Source organism: Aeromonas sp. 82P (genome assembly GCF_051919365.1).
Taxonomy (GTDB): Bacteria; Pseudomonadota; Gammaproteobacteria; order Enterobacterales; family Aeromonadaceae; genus Aeromonas; species Aeromonas veronii.
The window spans coordinates 985,550-1,005,858 of sequence record NZ_JBQBEV010000001.1 but is presented as its reverse complement, the minus strand read 5'-3'; the positions used below and the strand labels follow the sequence as shown (position 1 = coordinate 1,005,858).

Genomic DNA, 20,309 nt, shown 5'->3' with positions numbered 1-20,309 from the left:
AATCCAGTTTTTCATTAGCCCCGGTCTGAGATTTTCAGCCTGGTTCTCCATCCTCATTACTTGCTCTGATGGTGCGCTGTATGTGTTATATTCGGCTCTAAAAATGAGCCGAATGATAGGCTGGTTCGGCTCATTTTTGAGACCCTGACACATTGAATGAGGAAATAATGGAACCATTTTGGATTTGGCAACAAGCCGACTGGCCCCATTTTCGTTGGCAGGATAGCGAGATATTGCCCAGATTACGGCAGGTTCAACGCAGACAGGGAATTCTAATCGGTAGTCATTCCAGGTTGGGGAACCCCGACCAAACGTTGGACACGTTATTGGCTAACATCATCGCCTCGTCCGCTATCGAAGGCGAACGTCTCAATGCCCAATCCGTGCGATCTTCCCTGGCTAGGCGGTTAGGGAGCTCACAAACTCAGTCCTATCCAGTATCAGAGCGCTCAGAGGGGCTCGCGGCCATGATGCTGGATGCCATCGACAACCATGAACAACCACTGACAATTGAACGACTTTACCAATGGCATCGTTGGCTGTTCCCTGTCAACGAATGGTCGGTACAGCCAATGAACGTAGGGCAGTTGCGAGGAGATGAGCCGATGCTGGTTGTCTCTGGGCGTGTTGATCGCCCTACCGTGCATTTTGAGGCTCCACCCAGAGCCGCTCTGGACGATCAACTGGCCGAGTTCATCCCCTGGTTTAACCAGACTCAGCATGACCCCACGATGGATCCACTGCTTCGTGCGGCGATCTGTCATTTCTGGTTCGTGACCCTGCATCCCGTTGATGATGGCAATGGGCGGCTCACGCGGGCATTGACCGATCTCGCGCTGTCACAGGCTGACAGCCACAGCATCCGGCTGTATGCCATGTCAGTTGCGATTCTAGAGCTGCGGGGTGACTACTATCGAGCGCTTGAGTCAGCGCAGAGGGGCTCGCTAGATATTACCTCCTGGATCTGTTGGTTTCTCGATACGCTGGATTACACCCTAGAACTGGCATTACAGGTTATTGACCGTTCTCTTGCCAAGACACATTTCTGGTTGCGGCACTGTCATGACGGTCTCAGTCCAGAGCAAACCAAGGTTGTTAACCGTTTATTGGATGGCGGCGAACAGGGTTTTGAAAATGGCATCAACGCCAGTCAATATCAAAAAGTCGCCGGAGTCAGCAAGGCGACTGCTACACGCCATCTGGCTGAATTGGTGGAGAGGGGGTGCATTGAGAAATTACCTGGTGGCGGACGCAATACACGCTACCAGATCCGCTTGCACACTGAGGGGGTTTGAAAAAGCATCGCCATGGGGGCGTTAATTTCATTTGGTAGATGAGATCTGCGATTGACGTACCAATGACGCTCTTTAGTTAAATGTTGACACCATGATGAGTGCCGTCAGGCATATGAACGAGTAAACTCAGCCGACAGTCATATCTCTCAACAGACCTTTTGAGCGACAATAAACTATTTAGAACATCGGCATCAATTTCAGGAACATCACCCGCCCCGATATTTGAAAGCAGTTTGGTCACAGCGATACGAACTCGCAGCTCTTCGGCATGCTCCTTGGCTCTCTGGACTACCTCGGATGATTCCGACTCGATGATATCCTCTAATGTCCTCCCCATACGGTGCTCCTACTACAGATAGAATTAAAGGCCCACGCCGAGCAGGCATGGGCTCTCAGCACTAGATCAAGAACTCTTCCAATGCTCGACCATTAGCCACTGCTTCTGAGATGGTCTTGGGCATGCGGCCCTGACCAGTCCAGGTCTTTTCCTGGCCATCTTCGATGTATTTGTATTTTGCAGGACGGGGAGCGCGCTTGCTCTTTACTGTACCCTCTGCTTTTGCAGTGGTTGCAGTACCAACCAGCTCACTCGGATCTATGCCAGCGCCTTTCAGCAGCTCGGCAAACTCAGCCAGTTTTTGCAGGCGCTCGGCAGATTCCTCTCTCAATTTGGTTTCTTGCTGCTCACGCTCAGCAAAAACCTCATCCAATTTTTCTTTAACTTCGACCAGTTGCTCAAATGACAACTCACGCAATGCAGCTCGCAGACTACGGATATTCAACAAAGTTTTCAAAAAATCGTTCATTTTTATCCTCATGTATCACACTTTTATATCAGTGAAATTATCTCTCAACCCCAGCATTAGCACCACTGTTTTTGGCACCAAGACGATTGTAGAAGTAGCATTATTCAAAAAGACGTGAGCGAAATCGCGTTCGGATCTGTTTAGTGGCCTAGCTCCAACCTGCAATGAAACTATGTAACCAAAAATTAAATCTAGGTGGTAGTGAGCGTTGAGACCACCTCACCAGATGAGCCGATGAACGATCTTGATCGGCTCACGAAATGAGCCGATTGGAGAATATCATTGGCTCACAGAATGAGTCGATGATAGGAAATAGTTCTCTCCACACAACCTCGAATATAGGGGCATACTATTCAGATTATCTCCCTATTAGAATAATCACGCCCAAATGTATTTGGGTCTGCGGCCTCATAGTCATCGTCAAACATATGATCCCCGCGATGCATCTCCCTCATTGTTGCGAGTATACCGAAAAAACACATTTCACACAGATGCACCAGATAACGCTCACCATCGTGACAGGAACCATAGCCAAAATCCGCCGATAACGAGCCGTATTGATTGGTTCCAAAATTCGTTTTTGTACTACGACCACAGACATCACAGAGAATGTCAACGACCTGTTCTGTTGGCACAATTTCTTTTACGAGCATGCTAAGCTCCTAATCTGATGAGAATAGGAGTTATCATACGCGGACTGACTATATATGGTGCAACCTGTTTTTGGTTACTTTTTGGTATCCATGCGAATGAGAGCTTTCACATTGACAACAGTGGCTCCGATAGGAACATCTATCGAACTCAATAACTTGCCATTTTCAGTTCTGGTAACCTCGGGATCCCCCTTGTACCAACACCATTCTCGGCCAGTTTTTGTGTCGGCTGCCTCTAAGATGCCACAACGATAATCAAAATTGATGGTCACTGAATGTTCTCTCGGCTAGCTAGCTTGGTTATAGCATAGTAAATATATGAGAATTCAAGTCTCATAAAGACCCCAGATAGAATTATGCCCAGAGATTCACGAAAAAGTTGGTATTGCCCGAATGGGGCGCTTCAACCTCTGTATCCTGTGCCTCATCCAACAAAGTCCTCAGACCCATCGCCATCGCCACATGGAACAGATAGGATAAGGTAATCTGGTATCGTAGGTTCAGGGGAGATTTCATCATGTCCTATGCGAGTTATCATCCAGGTAAGGCTACGGCCTCTACTAAGACAATATTTGACTCTCTTGGCATACCGAGTGACCCGTTGGGGGCACATCTATGGATCGTGGCTGGCGTAGCTCCTGGCAGCATTCATCGACTGGCTGAATTGATGAGTGCAGACATAGGTTTGATATGCCGCTTAGTAAGCATTAGCCGCCACACTGTTGCTCGCAAGCTGAGGATTGGGGCTCCCCTATCAATCTCTCAGGGTGCCAGGGTATACGGCGTTGTACAGGCACTCGATGCGGCACTATCCCTCAACAAGAACGATACTGCCAAGGCGTTGTCATGGCTAAACAGACCAGCCTGGGGCCTCGGTGGCGTAGCTCCAGCCGAGCTATTGAAGACACCGATGGGGGTTCAGGCCGTTGTCGATCTGGTGGGACGGATTAGGCATGGGGTTTGCGTATAAGCAATAAGTCGGGGGGCGGTGAGAATAAAACCATCCAGATTGGCCAAATTTCCACCAAACAGAATTATTTTCAAACTTTTTCACATCCCCCCACTTGAAAAATTCGGAAAACTGTCCATTTACTAATTATGAGAGCTATAAATTAATTTTTTCCATTTCAACATTCCGCTGCTGCGCAGCGAAGAGAAACCAGTTTTATTACCCCCTATAAGCTATTTCATTAAATAAATTAAATTTAAAGAGCACTGATAAATTAAAGTTCCTTAACTTGGCTTAAGACATCAATGCTCCATCACTCAGTAATAAATTATATTCATATAAACAGAAAGCAGAAAATAGAAAAATAGAAAAATAGAAAAATAGAAAAATAGAAAAATAGAAAATAGAAGTTAAAGCATAATAAAAATGTGGCTATATTCGCCCTGTAGGGTGGAAAATTAAAAAGGCGTTTTTGCAAAGCATGATAACCCTACCTGTGCAAGCGCTTCTCTGCTATCATCCGCAGCCCATGAACAAATCGCATACTGGTGTGACTGTAACGCCGCCCTAACCCCTCCCTCTGTGGCTCCTGCCGCCTGACTCTGGTTGTCACAACCGGAGCGCTTTCTTACACCCATTAGATCCCAATACAACAATCTGATCCTGCCCGAACTCCATCTGACCCCCAAGCCGATGGGTGCGTTGTGCTATGGATCCTAAACAAGCGAGAAAATCTCCCCATGCTAGAACGTGCAAGACAAGAATGGTTCTCCAACATCCGTGGTGACCTGTTAGCCGGAATCGTGGTCGCCCTGGCGCTGATCCCAGAAGCCATCGCCTTCTCCATTATTGCTGGAGTAGACCCCAAAGTCGGCCTCTATGCCTCCTTCTGTATCGCCGTGGTCATAGCCTTTGTTGGCGGTCGTCCAGGCATGATCTCGGCAGCCACAGGCGCAATGGCACTCCTGATGGTGACCCTGGTCAAAGAGCATGGCCTGCAATATCTGCTGGCAGCAACTCTGCTCACTGGGGTACTCCAGATCGCGGCTGGTTACTTGAAGCTCGGCAGCCTGATGCGGTTTGTCTCCCGTTCCGTGGTCACCGGCTTCGTCAATGCGCTGGCGATCCTCATCTTTATGGCCCAGTTGCCTGAGCTCACCAACGTCACCTGGCAGGTCTATGCCATGACAGCAGCTGGTCTTGGCATCATCTATCTGTTCCCGCTTATTCCGGTGGTTGGCAAGCTAGTGCCTTCTCCGCTGCTCTGCATCGTCATCCTGACGGCAGTCGCCATCACCATGGGCATCGATATCCGTACTGTAGGCGATATGGGCGAGCTGCCCGATACTCTGCCCATCTTCCTGTGGCCCGAAGTGCCGCTCAATCTGGAGACGCTGGCGATCATCTTCCCATACTCCGCAGGTCTGGCTGTGGTCGGTCTGCTCGAATCCATGATGACGGCGGCCATTGTCGATGACCTGACGGATACCAGCAGCGACCGCAATCGCGAATGCAAGGGCCAGGGGATCGCCAATATTGGTGCGGGCCTGATGGGTGGCATGGCGGGCTGCGCCATGATTGGTCAGTCCATCATCAACATCAAATCCGGTGGTCGTGGCCGCCTCTCTACCTTTGTCGCAGGCACATTACTCATTCTGATGGTTGTCTTCATGGATGAGTGGATCCGCCAAATCCCCATGGCCGCATTGGTGGCCGTGATGATCATGGTTTCTATCGGAACGTTTTCATGGGATTCACTGCGTAACCTCAAAAAGCACCCGCTCTCCACCAATATCGTGATGGTGGCAACAGTGGCTGTGGTCGTTGCTACCCATAACCTGGCACTTGGGGTATTTGTCGGGGTACTGCTCGCCTCCTTGTTCTTTGCCAACAAGGTTGCCCGTTTCATGCTGGTCAAGAGTGGCTGAATCGCCCCTGGATTTCTTGACTGATGATATGAGTTAATCTGTCACTCGAGCATCAAGGGGGTTGATTTAACCGAATGTGCCGCTGAATCTCATCACTTTTTGCGCGAGAAGCCCCGTCCTCGGGCCAGGGTATTGCACTTACTATCTGAAATCACGGTTGCCCTAGCCCATAATCAAAACGGCTGCTATATTCAGAAGAGTGATCTCGATTCTGATTCTATGTTGAGTTAGATCACAAAAAACCAGATAAAAACAACTAATTATCAATGGGTCTTATGTGATGAGAGTTACTACAGCCATGCTGTGTGTTTTAATAGTATTATTGCAGGTTGTTTATGCCGCGACTCCGGCTAATTTACACCTTGAAACCAGTCTAGCACCTCCATACCAAACCGTTGAGGATGGCAACCTCAAAGGTTACGCAGTGGATACTGTAAAATGTGTTTTGGATAAGATAGGCGTTCAATATAAATTTAAGATAGTTCCCCCCAAGCGCGCAGAATTAGATTTAGTTATGGGGCGCTCCAGTGGTTTCTTCAGTTCTATAGATCAGCCTAATATTAATAAATACGCAAAACTCAGTGCGCCAATAGTTTTGGATAAGTGGTACTGGTTTAGTCTCTCGTCAATATCTAGGAAAACTCATGACGCATTAAATAAAAGTAAAATAGGCGTGCTAAGAGGAAGTAGCCAAGAAACATGGCTGTTAAGAAATAATATGCCCATATATCAATCAGTTAATAATTCAGATAGTTTATTAAAATTATTACAGAGGCGACGAATTGATTTATTTCTCGCAGATGAAAGTGTGGTTCGTGAATTAAATAAGTCTGATATAAGTTTAAACTTACTTCTTCATAAACGATTTGAAAAGTATGCACCCATGGGCGTGTATATAGCCAACCATGTCTTACTTGAACACCCGTCAATTATAGATATGTTTAATAGTAAAATATCAGAGTGCAACCAATCAAATCTATTCTTATCCGCCAGTGAACAAGAAACAATTGAAGTTGCTGTAAATAGAATGTATCGTTCACTTTTGAAAAGCCAGGAGTTAATCAATACACTGAAATTAGCAAACTTGAAAAATAAACACATAAAAATAGAAGCTATATTACAACGAGACCAGCTATGGCGTTCTATGGTAGAAAATAACTCATTCGCACCAAGCTGGATAACGAACATACTAAACTCAACCATTTCAAGGTCATTGAAGGGTTTGACAATTCAAACTCCATATATAACTGAAATCATGTTGACGGATGAGCGAGGTGTCTTAACTGCTGCGAGTAACCTAACATCTGATTACTGGCAAGGAGATGAAGAAAAGATCATCGAAACCCTAAAAATGGCCAATGAATACAGACACATCAATTCACTAGGGCGATTCGACCAGAGCAATAATCGGTTTAAAATGCCATCGATTGAGTTTGATGCATCTAGTAAGTTATTTTTATGTCGATTAAATTATCCTGTATGGTATAAAGGGCAAGTAATTGGAGTACTGTCATTTGGCATTAATGTAGAAAAAGCTCTAATTATGCTCTAATATTGTAATGTGAAACTAAATTTCATTTAGTCATAGGCATTATAAAGTCCATGTTCATTAAATATTTATTTGAAATGCATATGAGAAACGGCTACTCCATTTTTAAAATCCTAATCATGCCGTTGATACTCATATTTTATAGCTAGTATTTCTAGTCAAACGACTGAGGGCGAAATTTTAGAAATACATAGCTATGTGCTATGATATAGCCTCATCCGGCATGCAGGTTAAGAGGTTGATTTATAGTTTTTTGTGCATTCATGGTGTAGTATGAAGCTAACATGGCATTGAGAATGTAGTTATGGATAACATAGTTTCAATCGAAGAAATGCAAGCATTAAAAGTCTTGCTTATAGATGACCATTCTATATTGCGAGCAGGAGTCAAAACTACACTCTCAACAGATTGCTTTATGACCGTAATCGCGGAGGCTAGCAATGGTAAAGAAGGATTAGAGCTAGCAGTAGAATATGAACCAGATTTAATATTGCTTGACCTTAAAATGCCAGTACTTAATGGATTAGACACGCTAAAGAAAATTAGAGCAAAGAAAATAAAAAGCAAAGTTGTTATCTTCACAGAATCAGATTTGGAAATTGATGTTGTAGAAGCGTTTAGGTTCGGAGCCAATGGATATCTTTCAAAAGATATAGAACCGCTTGATTTAATCAGCTGCATTAAGAGTATATGTGCAGATACATCAGTTGAAAGCCCTCAGCTAAACAATAAAACGATGTCAAGTTTATTATCAGAAAGTGATATTGGTATTATTAAATCATTAAGTCATAGAGAAATTGATGTAGTAAAACTTCTTGCTGAAGGTCATTCAAACAAAGTCATTTCAAAATTATTATTTATTTCTCACGGGACGGTAAAAATACATGTGAGGAATATTCTAAGAAAACTAAATTTAAAATCTAGAGTTGCGGTTACTGTATGGGCACATAATCGAACTATGAAGTGATTATAATTTCAAAATGTACATGAATAGGAATTGTCTTGTTATTTCCATTATTGCATATTATTGTCACGCTAGTTAACTGCGCTCTTTAATCATGTGCTAACAGGGAGCTTATAATTCATAAATTGTGCTTACAACGATACATAGCCTCATCCGCCAAACGGAGCAACAAGTTTAGGTCGGGTGGTGTAGTTGCATCATAGCTAACAACACCTATAGAGCAAGATAGGGTATAGGCCTTGCTACAATGTTTATTGAACTCATCGAAGGCTTTAATTACTCTCCGATTAATAGAGTTAATATTGTCAATGTTAGTTTCTGGGAGTAAAACCACATATTCATCACCACCTAATCGAGCACAGATATCCGCATTTCTAAATATAATATTTATTAAGCGAGCTGCTTGACACAATGCATCGTCTCCGACATCATGACCATATATATCATTTATAGATTTGAATTTATTCAAATCTATAAATAAAAGTGAAAGGGGCCGCTTTGTTCTAAATGCATGTTGCAAGCACTGTTCAGCCTGAAGAATAAAACCTCGCCTATTAGTTAGCCCAGTCAATTCATCTATCGTTGCCATTTGGACTGCGCGCAACTCGCTTTCAACAGTTAATGCCAAGTCTGAGAGTAAAGATCTATCTTTATCTCCAAAAACTTTGGGCTTACTATCTATGATACACAATGAACCGATATGCAACCCATCGGTTATTACTAATGAGTGCCCAGCATAAAATCTAATGTATGGCTCACCTATAACCATTGGATTATTATAGTAACACGGGTGTTTAGTAGCATCTTCAATAACAATCATGCGTTCTTTGAGAAAACCATGTTTACAAAAAGAAAAATTAGGGAGGGGTTCATGGATGTTTAGACCATAACAAGGCTTGGCCCACTCACGTTCATTGTCTTCGAATGAGATTAGGGCTATCGGCACATCAAAAATATTGCGAGCCATTCTAGTTATACGAATGAAACGCTCTTCTGTTGGAGAATCAAGCGCTTGAAGATGGCGTAACGCATCTAAGCGAGGGAGGTGAGTTTTAGAGGTTTGATGAAGAGTGTGCATCCTTGCTATCTTTTCTCATATTTGTTCGAAGCAGTAGTACTATGCCAGTCTTTTGAGTACAAAAAAATAGATTATTGTATGACATATGTCTAATTTAAGTGGATTACTCTGCCCTCTAAATAAAGATGCTGAACGTTACACGAAGTTAGCGCCTGTACGAGTGTGAAAAATTGGTGCTTATCCAAGCCAAAGCTAATGAAAAAAGTGAGAATAGGGGAGATCTCAGTCTCCCCCTGATGACCCCTTACTGAGTTATGTTAAAGCCGTAGCAGCGCTTGAGCTCCTCGAAGTCGTAGTAGTGGCTGCCGCTTTGGTAGGGCTGGCAGCCGGTTTTAAAGGCGATCTCTTTTTCGTTGTAGAGCATCTTGACCAGCACCTGCCGCTGTCTGTTCTGATAGATATCCCACTGAATATTGGCGGTATAGGGGGAGACCCAGCCGCCGCGCCACTCGTTGTTCTGCTGGCTGAACAGCTGATCCGGGCTGGCCCCCTGACGGCTACCTTCCAGTTTCATCAGGGCGGCGAGGGGGATAATGGCTTCGGCGTGGGCAAAGCGCAGGGTGGCCCGTCGACTCTGCTCGCCTTCCACCACCTGACGTTGCACCTCGCCAAACAGGCCGTCGAGCAGCGGCTGGGCAATGGCGTAGGGGGCGCTCTGGTTGGCAAAGCTCGGCCCCTTTTCGTAGAAATCTTCCGCATCGGAGAGGTAGGAGAACCAGGCCGACTCCTCCGGAGTGAGGAACTGCTCCAGCGCCCAGGGTTCGCTGCCCTGTGCCTGCGCTTCGCGGATCATGCCGGGGCCGATGATAAAGAGGTTGTAGAGCATCAGGGCGGCATCCACTTCGTCGCGCACATAGGTCATGCCGCCATCCTCCGGGTTGACGGCGACAAACTCGACACCGCCCGCCAGATAGTCGACAAAGTCCTTACTGTAGATACGCTCCAGCATGCTGCGGGCCATCTCTTTGGTCTTGCTCAGGTTCTTAAGCTGATCCAGCGCCTTGGCCAGCTCGGGGGCCGGGGCTATCCCGGCATCCTCGTCGCCGATAAAGCGCTGGTAGCTCTCATAGGCGGGCAGGTAGTGGGCGTAATCCCCCTCGGGCGTAGTCTTGTGGAAGTAGAGCTCGAACTTGTTGACCAGCTTTTTGTCGATCTTCGAGGGGTCATCCTGCGTGAGGTAACACTGCGCCGAGTCGCTGACATAGTTCACGTCGCGCTTGAGGCTCTCCATAAAGTAGAAGGCGCTTTCGTTGGCCCTGTCCTTGCCCGAGGTGACCACCTTGATGCAGTGGGGCTCGCTGCTGTTGAGCAGGGTCGGTAGCCGCACCGCCAGTCGGGTAGCGAGATTGGCGTGCTCCTCCTTGCCCAGCGCCGAGAGTAGGCCATAGCCCAGTTTCTGGTTGGCGGCCGTCACCAGATCGACCTTGCCTCCCAACCCCAGCCCGAGGGTGGTGAGCGCCCCCTGACGCTGCGCCTCTTCCCATACCAGCTTGGTCAGCACGTCATATTTCGGGCTGGAAAGTGAACGTGAGCCGTGGCGCGCCACCATCTCGGTAAAGACCGGGCTGAACCCTTGAGGTGCTGGCTCGTAGCTCTCTGCCTGCTGCTGCGGGCTGTAGACCGCTTTGGTGCTGTATTGGTAGGCTGTTTTGCCTTGGCTGTCGGCAGACGATTCGTTCTCTGACTGGCAGCCGCCAAGCAAGACCAGCGAGACGGCCAAAGCAACATAAGAAGAGCGCGGGAAAGTCATGATAATCCTTATCTATCGTTATGAAAAAATAAGTGAAATATCATAGGAGCCATTAATGACAGTTAGGGAAGGTGCGAATAAGCACCCTCCACAACGAAACTGAAAAAATTAGTTTATTAAATTCAAATGCTTACAAAGGCGCATTTTTATGTTTGGTGACTTATTCGCACCTTCCTTAGATGTCACTTTGGTGAGGCGGATATTTTTTAATTGTTCAGTGCTAAAGAGTGAGGGAGGCATGATGCCTCCCTCTTGTTATTGCTTGCCGGTCAGGGCTAGAGCCTAGTGAACCCTTTAATTGTAGAAATGTTCTTCGATATTCTGAATTTTGAACATCTAGTCACACAAACGAATACTTAATTTACTGGCATTGGTGTCTGGCGGTCCTCTTTATTGATACTCATATGCGAAACATGCCGACCTGATTACTCAGTTCACCCGAAATGTTTTTAAGTTGTTCAGAGAGATGGCGCGAACTGTCTGCATCCACTGCCAGTTCGTCCGAGACATCTTTGACCGCCTGAATGTTGCGGCTTACCTCGTCGGTGACGGCCCGTTGCTCTTCGGCTGCGCTGGAGATCTGGGTCGCCATATCGGAGATCTGGTTGATCGAAGTGGTGATCTGCTCCAGCGCATGGGTGGCGTTGTTGGCGTCATCCACGCTGTTCTGGGCCAGTTGCTGGCCTTCATGCATGGTGCTGACCGCTCCCTGGGTATTGCGTTGCAGGGTTTCGATCATGCTGCGGATCTCGACAGTCGAGCTGTGGGTACGTTGTGACAAAACGCGCACCTCGTCGGCCACTACCGCAAAGCCACGGCCCTGTTCACCGGCCCGCGCCGCTTCGATGGCGGCGTTGAGCGCCAGCAGGTTGGTCTGCTCGGCGATGCCCTGAATGGTGGAGAGGATGGTGTTGATCTCCTGAGCGTTTTTCTCCAGTTCCTGAATGATGTTGGAGGCCTGTTCCACCTGGGTGGCCAGATCGGTGATGGAGCGCTGGTTGCGGGCGATCACCTGTTTGCCATGCTCGCAACTGCTGGAGGAGCTGCGGGCCGCTTCGGCAGTTTGCTCGGCGTTGCTGGCAACATCGACCGCAGTTGCCGACATCTCATGGACCGCAGTGGCGATCTGAGTGATCTCGTTTTGCTGGCGAGCCAGCCCCTCATTGGCCTTCTCCGCCATGCTGTGGGAGGACTTGGCCTGCTGGTTGAGTTGGCCGGAGGAGTTGGAAATGTCCTGCACCATCGCATGGAGCCGCTCAATGAAGGTATTGACGTGTTTGGCAACCGCGCCCACCTCATCTTCACGCTCGATCTTGAGGCGGCGGGTCAAATCGCCGTTGCCACGGGAGAGATCGGCAATTGCCTCGCCCAGGGTTTTCAGAGGCGCTAGCGAGCTGTTAATGGCGACATAGGAGAAGCCAGCCACGATCAATATGGTGATAAGTCCCTGAATAAGTGAGGAGGTGACCATGCGGCGTACCGACTGGTAAGCGGTTTCGTCATCCACCATCATGCCGTAATACCAATTGGTGTTGGGGATCGCGTTAAAGTCAAAGACCTCTTTCTTACCGCTGATCACCAGCTCGTTGATCGTACCGTCATGAGCGATCTGATTGATGTAAGACGCGGTCAACTCGGGGGCTAGCGTTGTGGCGGGTTTCAGACTCAGGGAGGCATCGGGGTGGGCGATGATGGTGCCGTTGCTGTCGACCAGAATGGCGTAAGTCCCCTCGGTAGTGACCGTCAGAATGTCCGAGATAAGGGCGCTGATAGAGACATCTCCGGCGATAACCCCCTGGGTGTTGCCACGCTGGAATGGCTCGGCGATGGTGACGATCAAACTGCCGTTAGAGACATCGGCGTAGGGCGCAGTGATGACCAGTTTACCGGCGGCAACTGCATCCTTGTACCAGGTGCGTTGACGGGGGTCATAATCGGCTGGCAGGCCGGAGGGGGTACTCTCGAGCATCTTGCCGTCAGCAGTACCGGCATAGACCCCCTCAAAGCCACCGGCATTCATGGCTTGGGCCAGATGGCTGATGGGTTCATCTTCTTTGGTGAATGCTTCCTTGGTGGTACTGACCATGCTGATGCGGGCATCGACCCAGTTGGAGATACCCTTGACGTTGGCCATGGAGCTTTCGTCAATGATGCTCCAGACCAGTCTCTGGGTTTCAGTGCGCAGTTGTGAGGTGTTGTACCAGACTTGCAGGCCGGTGATCACCAGGATGATGATCCCGATAGCCAAGACCAGCTTGTTTTTAATGGATAAGTTCATAGTGACATCCCTGTGAGCGTTAGTCTGAGTGTAGGAAAAAATTTAATTATTGTGGAATTTTAGTGGGTTATTGACTAAATCCGAAATTTTCAGCGAATCCGGGGAGCTGATCCTCTGACTCAACCAACCTAGAGAGTCAGATGGGCAAGTCCCAACAGGAGATCCCCTGTCAGGCGACAAGTGAACTGAGCGGAGCTGTACAGATCTAGTTATCACCTGACACCGGCCTCAAACCGGTGTCTTGTTTACGCTACTTTAGGGAAGGTGCGAATAAGCGGGGAAATTCTTCTCGGCTGACTCAGTCATTTCATTTTTTCAGTTTGAGCCGATCTTTTCTCCCGTAAATGCCTTGAATCAGCCTATTTAGACCGTTTCTTCGCCATTTAAGGCGTTATTCCCAGTTTTTAGTGAGATCTCTCCCACTGACGTATCATTTGGTCCGCCCGAAACAGGTTGGCCAGCGTGAATAACATCGCCAGTTGGTTATCGTTTTTCAGCAACCCCTTGTATCTGGCTTTCACGAAGCCGAACTGTCGCTTGATGATGCGAAACGGGTGCTCCACCTTGGCCCGGATGCTGGCTTTCATGTATTCGATGTTGATGGCCGTTTTGTTCTTGCGTGGATGCTGTTTCAAGGTTCTTACCTTGCCGGGGCGCTCGGCGATCAGCCAGTCCACATCCTCGCGCTGTGGCGCCCCTTGGTAGCCGGCATCGGCTGAGACAAATTGCTCCTCTCCATGCAGCAGATTACCCAGCTGATTGAGGTCATGCTCGTTGGCCGCGGTGGTGACTAGGCTGTGGGTCAGGCCACTCTTGGCGTCGACACCAATGTGGGCCTTCATGCCAAAGTGTCACTGATTGCCTTTCTTGGTCTGATGCATCTCCGGATCGCGTTGCTGCTCTTTGTTCTTGGTCGAGCTGGGAGCCTCAATGATGGTGGCATCGACCAAGGTGCCTTGAGTCATCATGACGCCTGCTTCGGCCAGCCAGCGATTGATGGTCTTGAACAATTGGCGGGCCAGTTGATGCTGCTCCAGCAGGTGGCGGAAATTCATGATGGTGGTGCGGTCCGGCAAGGCGCTATCCAGGGATAACCGGGCAAACAGACGCATGGAGGCGATTTCGTACAGAGCATCTTCCATCGCGCCATCGCTCAGGTTGTACCAATGCTGCATGCAGTGAATGCGTAGCATGGTTTCCAGCGGATAAGGTCGCCGGCCATTACCAGCCTTGGGGTAAAACGGCTCGATGACTTCCACCATGTTTTGCCATGGCAGGATCTGCTCCATGCGGGACAAGAAAATCTCTTTTCTGGTCTGACGGCGCTTACTGCTGAATTCACTGTCGGCGAAGGTAAGTTGATGACTCATGATGAACCCTGTTCCATGGCTCCAGATGACATGCATGATCTCATATCAGGGACTTGTTCGCACCTTCCTTAAGTGCGGTGATACTGAATTTAAGACATGGAATTAGTCTAGAAATGCAAGCTATAGAAAATTAGTATCTATAAGCAGCTTTCCAATAAGTATACATATCTACTTATATCATATTAGATGTTACAGTCCGCATGAAGCTAAAAAACCACCTAAAAGATCTTGAAATAGCAGTAATGACTATATATTCCTGCTCAAATCACACCTTGGATTGAAATATGGATTTCTTTATGCGATAGATTATTTCTTTTAGAAAAATCGTCAACGCAGATAGAGTAGGAAATTCTACAACGCTTATTAGCTTGAAGATTACATATCAACTTTGACTCATCAAGATATTATAACATTTTTCTACAAGAGGAGAAATCGGCCTGTCTTTCAATAAAACGATAAATAATGGGCGAAATCTAATAGAAATAGGCATAACAGAAACATCATCAGCATATCCTGATTCACGCACCACCCGAGAAGACACCAGCGAAACTCCTAGTCCCTCAGCAACAGCTCTGACTATTCCTTCAGTACTACCATATTCAATGCACCGTATAGGGATAATGCCTTGATTTTCTAACCATAACTCTGTTGCTTCTCTCGTTCCTGAACCAGGTTCTCTTAACAACCAAGTGTGTTGTGCCCAATCATGTTCATATGTATCTGATGTTAGGGATGTAATAAGACAAAGCTCATCATCATGCCAATGACATGATAAGAGGCGAGGATCACTCAGTGTTCCTTCGACCAATCCGATATCGATTTGACAGTCTAATAACTGCTGTCCTATATACTGCGTATTTCCCGTAGTTATCTTTAGGTCAATATCAGGAAAACGTTGTATAAGTTTTGATAAATATGGTCGAAACCAATACCCAGCAATTGTGCTACTTGCTCCAATTGTCAAGCGCCCTTTCTTCATTCCAATTCTGGCTTGCATATCATCAATGGCAGCACGCTCTAACATGTATATTGCATGCGCATGGTCAAATAGCACTTGCCCATGCTCAGTCAAATGAATCCCTTTTCGGCTTCTACCTGAACCTCTTTCTAGTAATGGAAGCCCTATCTGACGCTCTAACTCACTAACTGCTTTTGATACCGCTGGCTGGCTAATACAAAGATGTGTGGCTGCATTGGAAAAACCGCCCTCACTTGAAACCGTATAAAAAATGCGCAAAAGGTGTAGGTTTATAACCATAACTGTAGGTTATCCATTGTTAATTATTATGTATTTTTATTATCAATTATCAAGGCATATAATGCTATAACACAGTAAATAAGTATAGAAGACCACTCAATGCCTCATTCGTCTGTTGTACATGATAATAATTCGTTTTTGAAAAGTAGCCTAAAAAGCTACCAGTGGTGGCTAGGCATCATACTCGTAGCGATAATTGCCGCAATGAGTATTTTAGCTAGTAAACTGGATGTTGCAACTCATATGGGCCTTAGTGCGCTTACTTTGGCTATTGTATTTGGGATTTTTATTGGAAACACCTTCTTCCCTCGTGTAGCAAATCATACTGCTATAGGTGTAGATTATGCTAAAAATAAATTACTTAGAGTTGGCATTGTTCTTTATGGCTTCAGAATAACCTTCCAGCAAATAGAGGGGATAGGCTGGGCAGGAATTATCATAGACATATTAATGATCAGCTGTACGTTTATCTTGGCTTATTATATTGGAACAAAACTATTAAGACTTGATAAACAGACAACAATGCTAATTGGTGCAGGAAGTTCCATTTGTGGTGCAGCTGCGATAATGGCTGCTGAACCTGTGATCAAGGGCCAAGCTCATAAGGTTTCAGTTGCTGTTGCTACGGTGGTTGTATTTGGAACTATTGCTATGTTTCTATACCCACTAATTTATCCCTATTTAGATATAAGTGCTGAACAATACGGCATGTTTGCTGGTTCAACAATTCATGAAGTCGCACAGGTAGTGGCAGCAGGCCGTAGTGTCAGCGAGGATGCAGCAAATACGGCCGTGATTGTTAAGATGATTCGTGTCATGATGCTCGCACCATTTTTAATAGTATTATCTACATGCATCGGTAAAGAGACTCATGATACGTCCCATAAAAGCAATAGCATTACTATACCATGGTTTGCGGTATTATTTATTGTCGCCAGTGGAATAAATTCCCTTAACATTATACCTCCACACATTGTCAATTACTTGATTGATATCGACAGTATATTGCTTGCAATGGCTATGGCCGCTCTTGGATTACGTACTCACATTGGTGCAATACATCAAGCGGGTGTAAAACCTTTGATTCTTGCTGCCATACTATTTCTATTCCTTTGTGTAGGTGGTTTTTTTATAAATCTAGCCGTATTAATTTTATTTTGAATATTAAAAGAAAATGGCAAAGATCTCATTTGATAATGTAATCCCACTTTAATATAAAAATTTTTCCCATCATATAAAAATATAAATCAAGAGTGCAATTAAATACATTGCATCCAAATGCAAGATGTATCTTTCAGAGACATCTTGCATTGTGATGTAGAGCATCAATAATAATGCATCACACTTACTGTGATTTTAATTAAATCAGTTACTAACTACTGAATTTTTTTTAGTAGAAATCATTAGCAAAAAGTGCTTTAATGAACATCCTGAATGCCAATTTAATGTGTAACATCGAAGGTGTTTGACATGCATGGAGTTGCGTTATTTTTGCATATTTTAGGTGCAACAATCTGGACTGGCGGGCATATTATACTCGCTCTAATAGTTCTCCCTAAAGCACTAAAGGAATCGTCAACGAAAATATTACTAGACTTTGAATCTGTATACGAGAGAATTGGAATGCCTGCCTTAATAACGCAGATAGTCACGGGTATTTACCTGGCATTGAACATTGAGAGTGATGTACTAAATTGGTTTAACATTGATAACAGGGTTACAAATGTTATTCTCATTAAATTGGCATTACTTACACTCACTACCTGTTTTGCAATAAATGCTAGATTTCGTGTAATTCCGAATTTAAATGAGTCTAATTTAGCTTTAATGGGATGGCACATTCGAGCAGTGACAATCATATCTATCCTATTCGTTTTTGTAGGCGTTTCATTCAGAACAGGATGGTTGTATTAAAGTTATAATGAAACTAATAAAAGCAATGTTAGATAAATCATCACTTAGGTGCATAATATTATGTATGCCAAGTGGTGATTTCTTCTTAACCCAATACAAGGCATACATATGATGTGATATTTTATAGGAAATATAGGGGGCTATCCCATACACCTAGTTTATAGTTCGATTATGTGCCCACACTGCCACTTCCACTCTTGATTTCAAGCTTAATTTTTTTAGTATATTTTTCACGTGAATTTTGACTGTTCCTACAGATATAAATAATTCTTGAGCGATTAGCTTGTTTGAAAAGCCGTTTGACATAAGCTTTAGCACATCTATTTCTCTATGGCTTAAAGAATTTATCGAGTTAGCTGCTTTTTTTGATTGCTTAATATAATGATCTGAATTACAAATCTTTAATATTGAAGGGCTCGCCACAAATGAAATAGAATAAATTGATCTTATTGACATTATAAAATCAGATGGCTCTATGTCTTTGAGCAAATATCCATCTGCTCCTGCCCTGAAAGTCTCAATTACATCCATTTCAAGGTCGGAACATGTGAAAATTATGACTTTGCATTTCAGCCCATGTGCCTTTATTTTTTTTAACGTTTCAAGACCGTTCAGTATGGGCATATCAAGATCTAATATTATTACATCCGGCTCGTAAGTAATAGCCAGCTCTAGCCCTTGTTGGCCATCACCTGCTTCTGCAACGACTTTAATGTCAGGATCTGTAGATAAAAGCTCTTTTATTCCACTGCGTAGAATGGAATGATCATCAATCAATAAAGTTTTTAGTGGCGATGGTGATCTGTTTGATTCAATGTTATCCATAACTAGGGCTCTATTATATTATTAATGCTCTGATTTCAAATCGAAATTTCAAAAATGTAAAAAATACTGATATTTACTTCAGTCCCAACCGCTTGGCTAGGCGGTGTAAATTACCACAATCAATATCTAAGGCTCGTGCTGTTGCAGCCCAATTATCATTATGATCTGCTAGCACCTTCGTAATTAGCGCAGACTGAAATGCATCAGTTGACGCTCTCAAACCCATTTGGTTAGTGGTGAAGCCATCAATATTTTCGGCAGGGCTTATACTAGATTGAGGCATTGGTGGCATAGCTATACTGAAATGATGGGTTGCAAGCGTCAGAACCGGACTTCGTTGCTCTGCTCTAGCCAATACGGCACCACGATGAATGGCATGCTCCAGTTCGCGCACATTACCAGGCCAGTCATAGCCCTTCAAAAGATGCAGTGCTTGAGGTTGGATCCGCAGTTGCTCTAACCCCATACTCACTCGACAGCACTCGCAAAAGTAGCCAGCCAACAAGGAGATATCATCCTCTCTATCTCTCAAGGCTGGTACATGTATAGGGAAAACACTCAGGCGATGATAGAGGTCTGCTCGAAACTTGCCATCGATGACTGCTTTCTTCAAGTCTCGGTTCGTTGCAGCAAGCACACGTACATTGACTTTCAGTGGGGTATCATCACCAATGCGCTGCAAGTCTCCATATTGAATGACACGTAGCAATTTTGCCTGCAATGATAAGGATAATTCACCAACTTCATCCAGGAACAACGTGCCCTTATCCGCTAATTCAAATTTACCCGCACGGTTATGAATAGCGCCTGTAAACGCTCCCTTCACATGTCCAAATAATTCACTCTCTGCTACGGATTCCGGTAGTGCTGCGCAATTGAGATATACCAATTTGCGATCTGCCCGTGGCGAGCCAAGATGTACTGCTTTTGCTATTAACTCCTTACCTACACCCGTTTCGCCCAAAATCAGGACGTTTAAATCAGTGTTAGCAACTATATCTACCTCATGCTTTAGCTGCTGCATCGCCTGAGAATGCCCGATTATCTCGAATCTATCTGCACCTGTTGGTGTTGAAGGTATTAATGGCTCACTGCTCTGGCGAGCTAAACGCTCTAGTAGTAATGAGTTACTTAACGCCGCTGCCGCTAGCGCACCAACTAGACGCAACTCTTCATCGCTAATGTCATCAAACTGGGCAGGATTCATTCCATCGATGGTCAATGCACCAATCAAGACTTGATCGGAGAACAAAGGTAAACCAACACAAGCATGCACCTTAAATTCTGCATGATCAGGGATCAAGCCATCATAGGGGTCTGGCAAGCTACTATCTGCCGGAAAGCGTACTACGTCACCAGCACGGGCAATTGCCTCCATGCGTGGGTGCTCCTTGATGGCGAAACGGCGTCCTAATACGTCCTGCATTAAGCCATCGATGGCGAGCGGGATGAACTGGCCTCCTTCGTACCGTAGCAAGGCTGACGCATCTGAGTTCAGTAGGCTGCGAATACTCTGGATAAGGCGGTGGAATCTGTCTTGATGTGAAATCCCCAGCTGTATGTCTATAGCAATACGAGCCAAACTGTCTGTCGAAATCATTGTTAGTGTCCAAATGACATTAATGCTGTCATTTAAACAATATCAATACTATGTCATTTTAACAAGAAAATAAACTAAGCCTCATAAAAACA

General features: G+C 45.5%; 15 protein-coding genes and 3 pseudogenes. 8 read left to right on the top strand and 10 right to left on the bottom strand.

Translation table 11 applies throughout. The annotated features are described in order from the left end of the window. Positions 1-167: 167 nt before the first annotated feature. Together ACTG2S_RS04680 and ACTG2S_RS04675 are read left to right on the top strand one after the other, a co-directional pair. Positions 168-401 (top strand): annotated as a pseudogene (locus ACTG2S_RS04680) (DUF4172 domain-containing protein); the annotation flags it as partial. Positions 402-467: 66 nt separating this feature from the next. Further along, positions 468-1,295, top strand: coding sequence for a Fic family protein (locus ACTG2S_RS04675; RefSeq protein WP_439983230.1), 828 nt, complete (start codon positions 468-470; stop codon positions 1,293-1,295). Between the two features lie 76 nt (positions 1,296-1,371). On the opposite strand, the gene ACTG2S_RS04670 is transcribed toward ACTG2S_RS04675, so the two are convergent. From ACTG2S_RS04670 to ACTG2S_RS04660, 3 genes are all read right to left on the bottom strand, one after another. Beyond that, positions 1,372-1,632, bottom strand: coding sequence for a hypothetical protein (locus ACTG2S_RS04670; RefSeq protein WP_042020035.1), 261 nt, complete (start codon positions 1,630-1,632; stop codon positions 1,372-1,374). Positions 1,633-1,693: 61 nt separating this feature from the next. After that, complete coding sequence (locus ACTG2S_RS04665; protein WP_139441704.1) at positions 1,694-2,101, bottom strand: H-NS family histone-like protein; 408 nt, start codon at positions 2,099-2,101, stop codon at positions 1,694-1,696. Positions 2,102-2,454: 353 nt separating this feature from the next. Next, the gene (locus tag ACTG2S_RS04660) at positions 2,455-2,754 is read right to left on the bottom strand and encodes a hypothetical protein (protein WP_236563321.1); all 300 of its coding nucleotides are present in this window, start codon (positions 2,752-2,754) and stop codon (positions 2,455-2,457) included. 517 nt (positions 2,755-3,271) lie between these two features. Here ACTG2S_RS04660 and ACTG2S_RS04655 point away from each other — a divergent pair. From ACTG2S_RS04655 to ACTG2S_RS04640, 4 genes and pseudogenes are all read left to right on the top strand, one after another. Next, the gene (locus ACTG2S_RS04655; protein ID WP_378003765.1) at positions 3,272-3,724 is read left to right on the top strand and encodes an antitoxin Xre/MbcA/ParS toxin-binding domain-containing protein; all 453 of its coding nucleotides are present in this window, start codon (positions 3,272-3,274) and stop codon (positions 3,722-3,724) included. 719 nt (positions 3,725-4,443) lie between these two features. Next, positions 4,444-5,625 (top strand): annotated as a pseudogene (locus ACTG2S_RS04650) (SulP family inorganic anion transporter); the annotation flags it as partial. 286 nt (positions 5,626-5,911) lie between these two features. After that, a complete protein-coding gene (locus tag ACTG2S_RS04645; RefSeq protein ID WP_439982057.1) occupies positions 5,912-7,183 on the top strand; it encodes a substrate-binding periplasmic protein in 1,272 nt (423 codons plus the stop codon). Between the two features lie 301 nt (positions 7,184-7,484). Then, a complete protein-coding gene (locus tag ACTG2S_RS04640; RefSeq protein WP_439982056.1) occupies positions 7,485-8,147 on the top strand; it encodes a response regulator in 663 nt (220 codons plus the stop codon). Positions 8,148-8,262: 115 nt separating this feature from the next. Here the strand turns inward: ACTG2S_RS04640 and ACTG2S_RS04635 are convergent, their stop codons facing one another. From ACTG2S_RS04635 to ACTG2S_RS04615, 5 genes and pseudogenes are all read right to left on the bottom strand, one after another. Continuing rightward, positions 8,263-9,222 carry a sensor domain-containing diguanylate cyclase gene (locus ACTG2S_RS04635; protein WP_080768679.1) on the bottom strand — a complete coding sequence of 320 codons (960 nt, stop codon included), beginning with the start codon at positions 9,220-9,222 and terminating at the stop codon, positions 8,263-8,265. Between the two features lie 244 nt (positions 9,223-9,466). Next, positions 9,467-10,972 carry a histidine-type phosphatase gene (locus tag ACTG2S_RS04630; protein ID WP_042083550.1) on the bottom strand — a complete coding sequence of 502 codons (1,506 nt, stop codon included), beginning with the start codon at positions 10,970-10,972 and terminating at the stop codon, positions 9,467-9,469. Positions 10,973-11,372: 400 nt separating this feature from the next. Then, positions 11,373-13,250 (bottom strand): methyl-accepting chemotaxis protein, encoded by a 1,878-nt coding sequence (locus tag ACTG2S_RS04625; protein WP_042083552.1) that lies wholly within the window; start codon positions 13,248-13,250, stop codon positions 11,373-11,375. A 404-nt stretch (positions 13,251-13,654) separates the two neighbouring features. Continuing rightward, positions 13,655-14,620: pseudogene (locus tag ACTG2S_RS04620) on the bottom strand (IS5 family transposase). A gap of 382 nt (positions 14,621-15,002) precedes the next feature. Continuing rightward, complete coding sequence (locus ACTG2S_RS04615; protein WP_080768715.1) at positions 15,003-15,878, bottom strand: LysR family transcriptional regulator; 876 nt, start codon at positions 15,876-15,878, stop codon at positions 15,003-15,005. Between the two features lie 99 nt (positions 15,879-15,977). Here ACTG2S_RS04615 and ACTG2S_RS04610 point away from each other — a divergent pair, with 99 nt between their 5' ends. Both ACTG2S_RS04610 and ACTG2S_RS04605 read left to right on the top strand, forming a co-directional pair. Then, on the top strand, positions 15,978-17,039 hold the full coding sequence (locus ACTG2S_RS04610; protein ID WP_050070479.1) for a YeiH family protein: 1,062 nt from the start codon (positions 15,978-15,980) through the stop codon (positions 17,037-17,039). A gap of 309 nt (positions 17,040-17,348) precedes the next feature. After that, positions 17,349-17,792 (top strand): CopD family protein, encoded by a 444-nt coding sequence (locus tag ACTG2S_RS04605; RefSeq protein ID WP_042084603.1) that lies wholly within the window; start codon positions 17,349-17,351, stop codon positions 17,790-17,792. A 153-nt stretch (positions 17,793-17,945) separates the two neighbouring features. Here ACTG2S_RS04605 and ACTG2S_RS04600 read toward each other — a convergent pair whose 3' ends face one another. Both ACTG2S_RS04600 and norR read right to left on the bottom strand, forming a co-directional pair. Then, complete coding sequence (locus ACTG2S_RS04600; RefSeq protein ID WP_439976490.1) at positions 17,946-18,617, bottom strand: response regulator; 672 nt, start codon at positions 18,615-18,617, stop codon at positions 17,946-17,948. A gap of 73 nt (positions 18,618-18,690) precedes the next feature. Next, on the bottom strand, positions 18,691-20,217 hold the full coding sequence (gene norR, locus ACTG2S_RS04595) for a nitric oxide reductase transcriptional regulator NorR (RefSeq protein WP_139440978.1): 1,527 nt from the start codon (positions 20,215-20,217) through the stop codon (positions 18,691-18,693). Positions 20,218-20,309 lie beyond the last annotated feature (92 nt).

Coding starts and splice junctions, on each gene's coding strand:
- ACTG2S_RS04600 (WP_439976490.1), bottom strand. CDS start 18,617: ATGGATAACATTGAATCAAACAGATCACCATCGCCACTAAAAACTTTA.
- ACTG2S_RS04660 (WP_236563321.1), bottom strand. CDS start 2,754: ATGCTCGTAAAAGAAATTGTGCCAACAGAACAGGTCGTTGACATTCTC.
- ACTG2S_RS04610 (WP_050070479.1), top strand. CDS start 15,978: ATGCCTCATTCGTCTGTTGTACATGATAATAATTCGTTTTTGAAAAGT.
- ACTG2S_RS04625 (WP_042083552.1), bottom strand. CDS start 13,250: ATGAACTTATCCATTAAAAACAAGCTGGTCTTGGCTATCGGGATCATC.
- ACTG2S_RS04630 (WP_042083550.1), bottom strand. CDS start 10,972: ATGACTTTCCCGCGCTCTTCTTATGTTGCTTTGGCCGTCTCGCTGGTC.
- ACTG2S_RS04640 (WP_439982056.1), top strand. CDS start 7,485: ATGGATAACATAGTTTCAATCGAAGAAATGCAAGCATTAAAAGTCTTG.
- ACTG2S_RS04675 (WP_439983230.1), top strand. CDS start 468: ATGATGCTGGATGCCATCGACAACCATGAACAACCACTGACAATTGAA.
- ACTG2S_RS04655 (WP_378003765.1), top strand. CDS start 3,272: ATGTCCTATGCGAGTTATCATCCAGGTAAGGCTACGGCCTCTACTAAG.
- ACTG2S_RS04605 (WP_042084603.1), top strand. CDS start 17,349: ATGCATGGAGTTGCGTTATTTTTGCATATTTTAGGTGCAACAATCTGG.
- ACTG2S_RS04665 (WP_139441704.1), bottom strand. CDS start 2,101: ATGAACGATTTTTTGAAAACTTTGTTGAATATCCGTAGTCTGCGAGCT.
- ACTG2S_RS04645 (WP_439982057.1), top strand. CDS start 5,912: ATGAGAGTTACTACAGCCATGCTGTGTGTTTTAATAGTATTATTGCAG.
- norR (WP_139440978.1), bottom strand. CDS start 20,217: ATGATTTCGACAGACAGTTTGGCTCGTATTGCTATAGACATACAGCTG.
- ACTG2S_RS04635 (WP_080768679.1), bottom strand. CDS start 9,222: ATGCACACTCTTCATCAAACCTCTAAAACTCACCTCCCTCGCTTAGAT.
- ACTG2S_RS04615 (WP_080768715.1), bottom strand. CDS start 15,878: ATGGTTATAAACCTACACCTTTTGCGCATTTTTTATACGGTTTCAAGT.
- ACTG2S_RS04670 (WP_042020035.1), bottom strand. CDS start 1,632: ATGGGGAGGACATTAGAGGATATCATCGAGTCGGAATCATCCGAGGTA.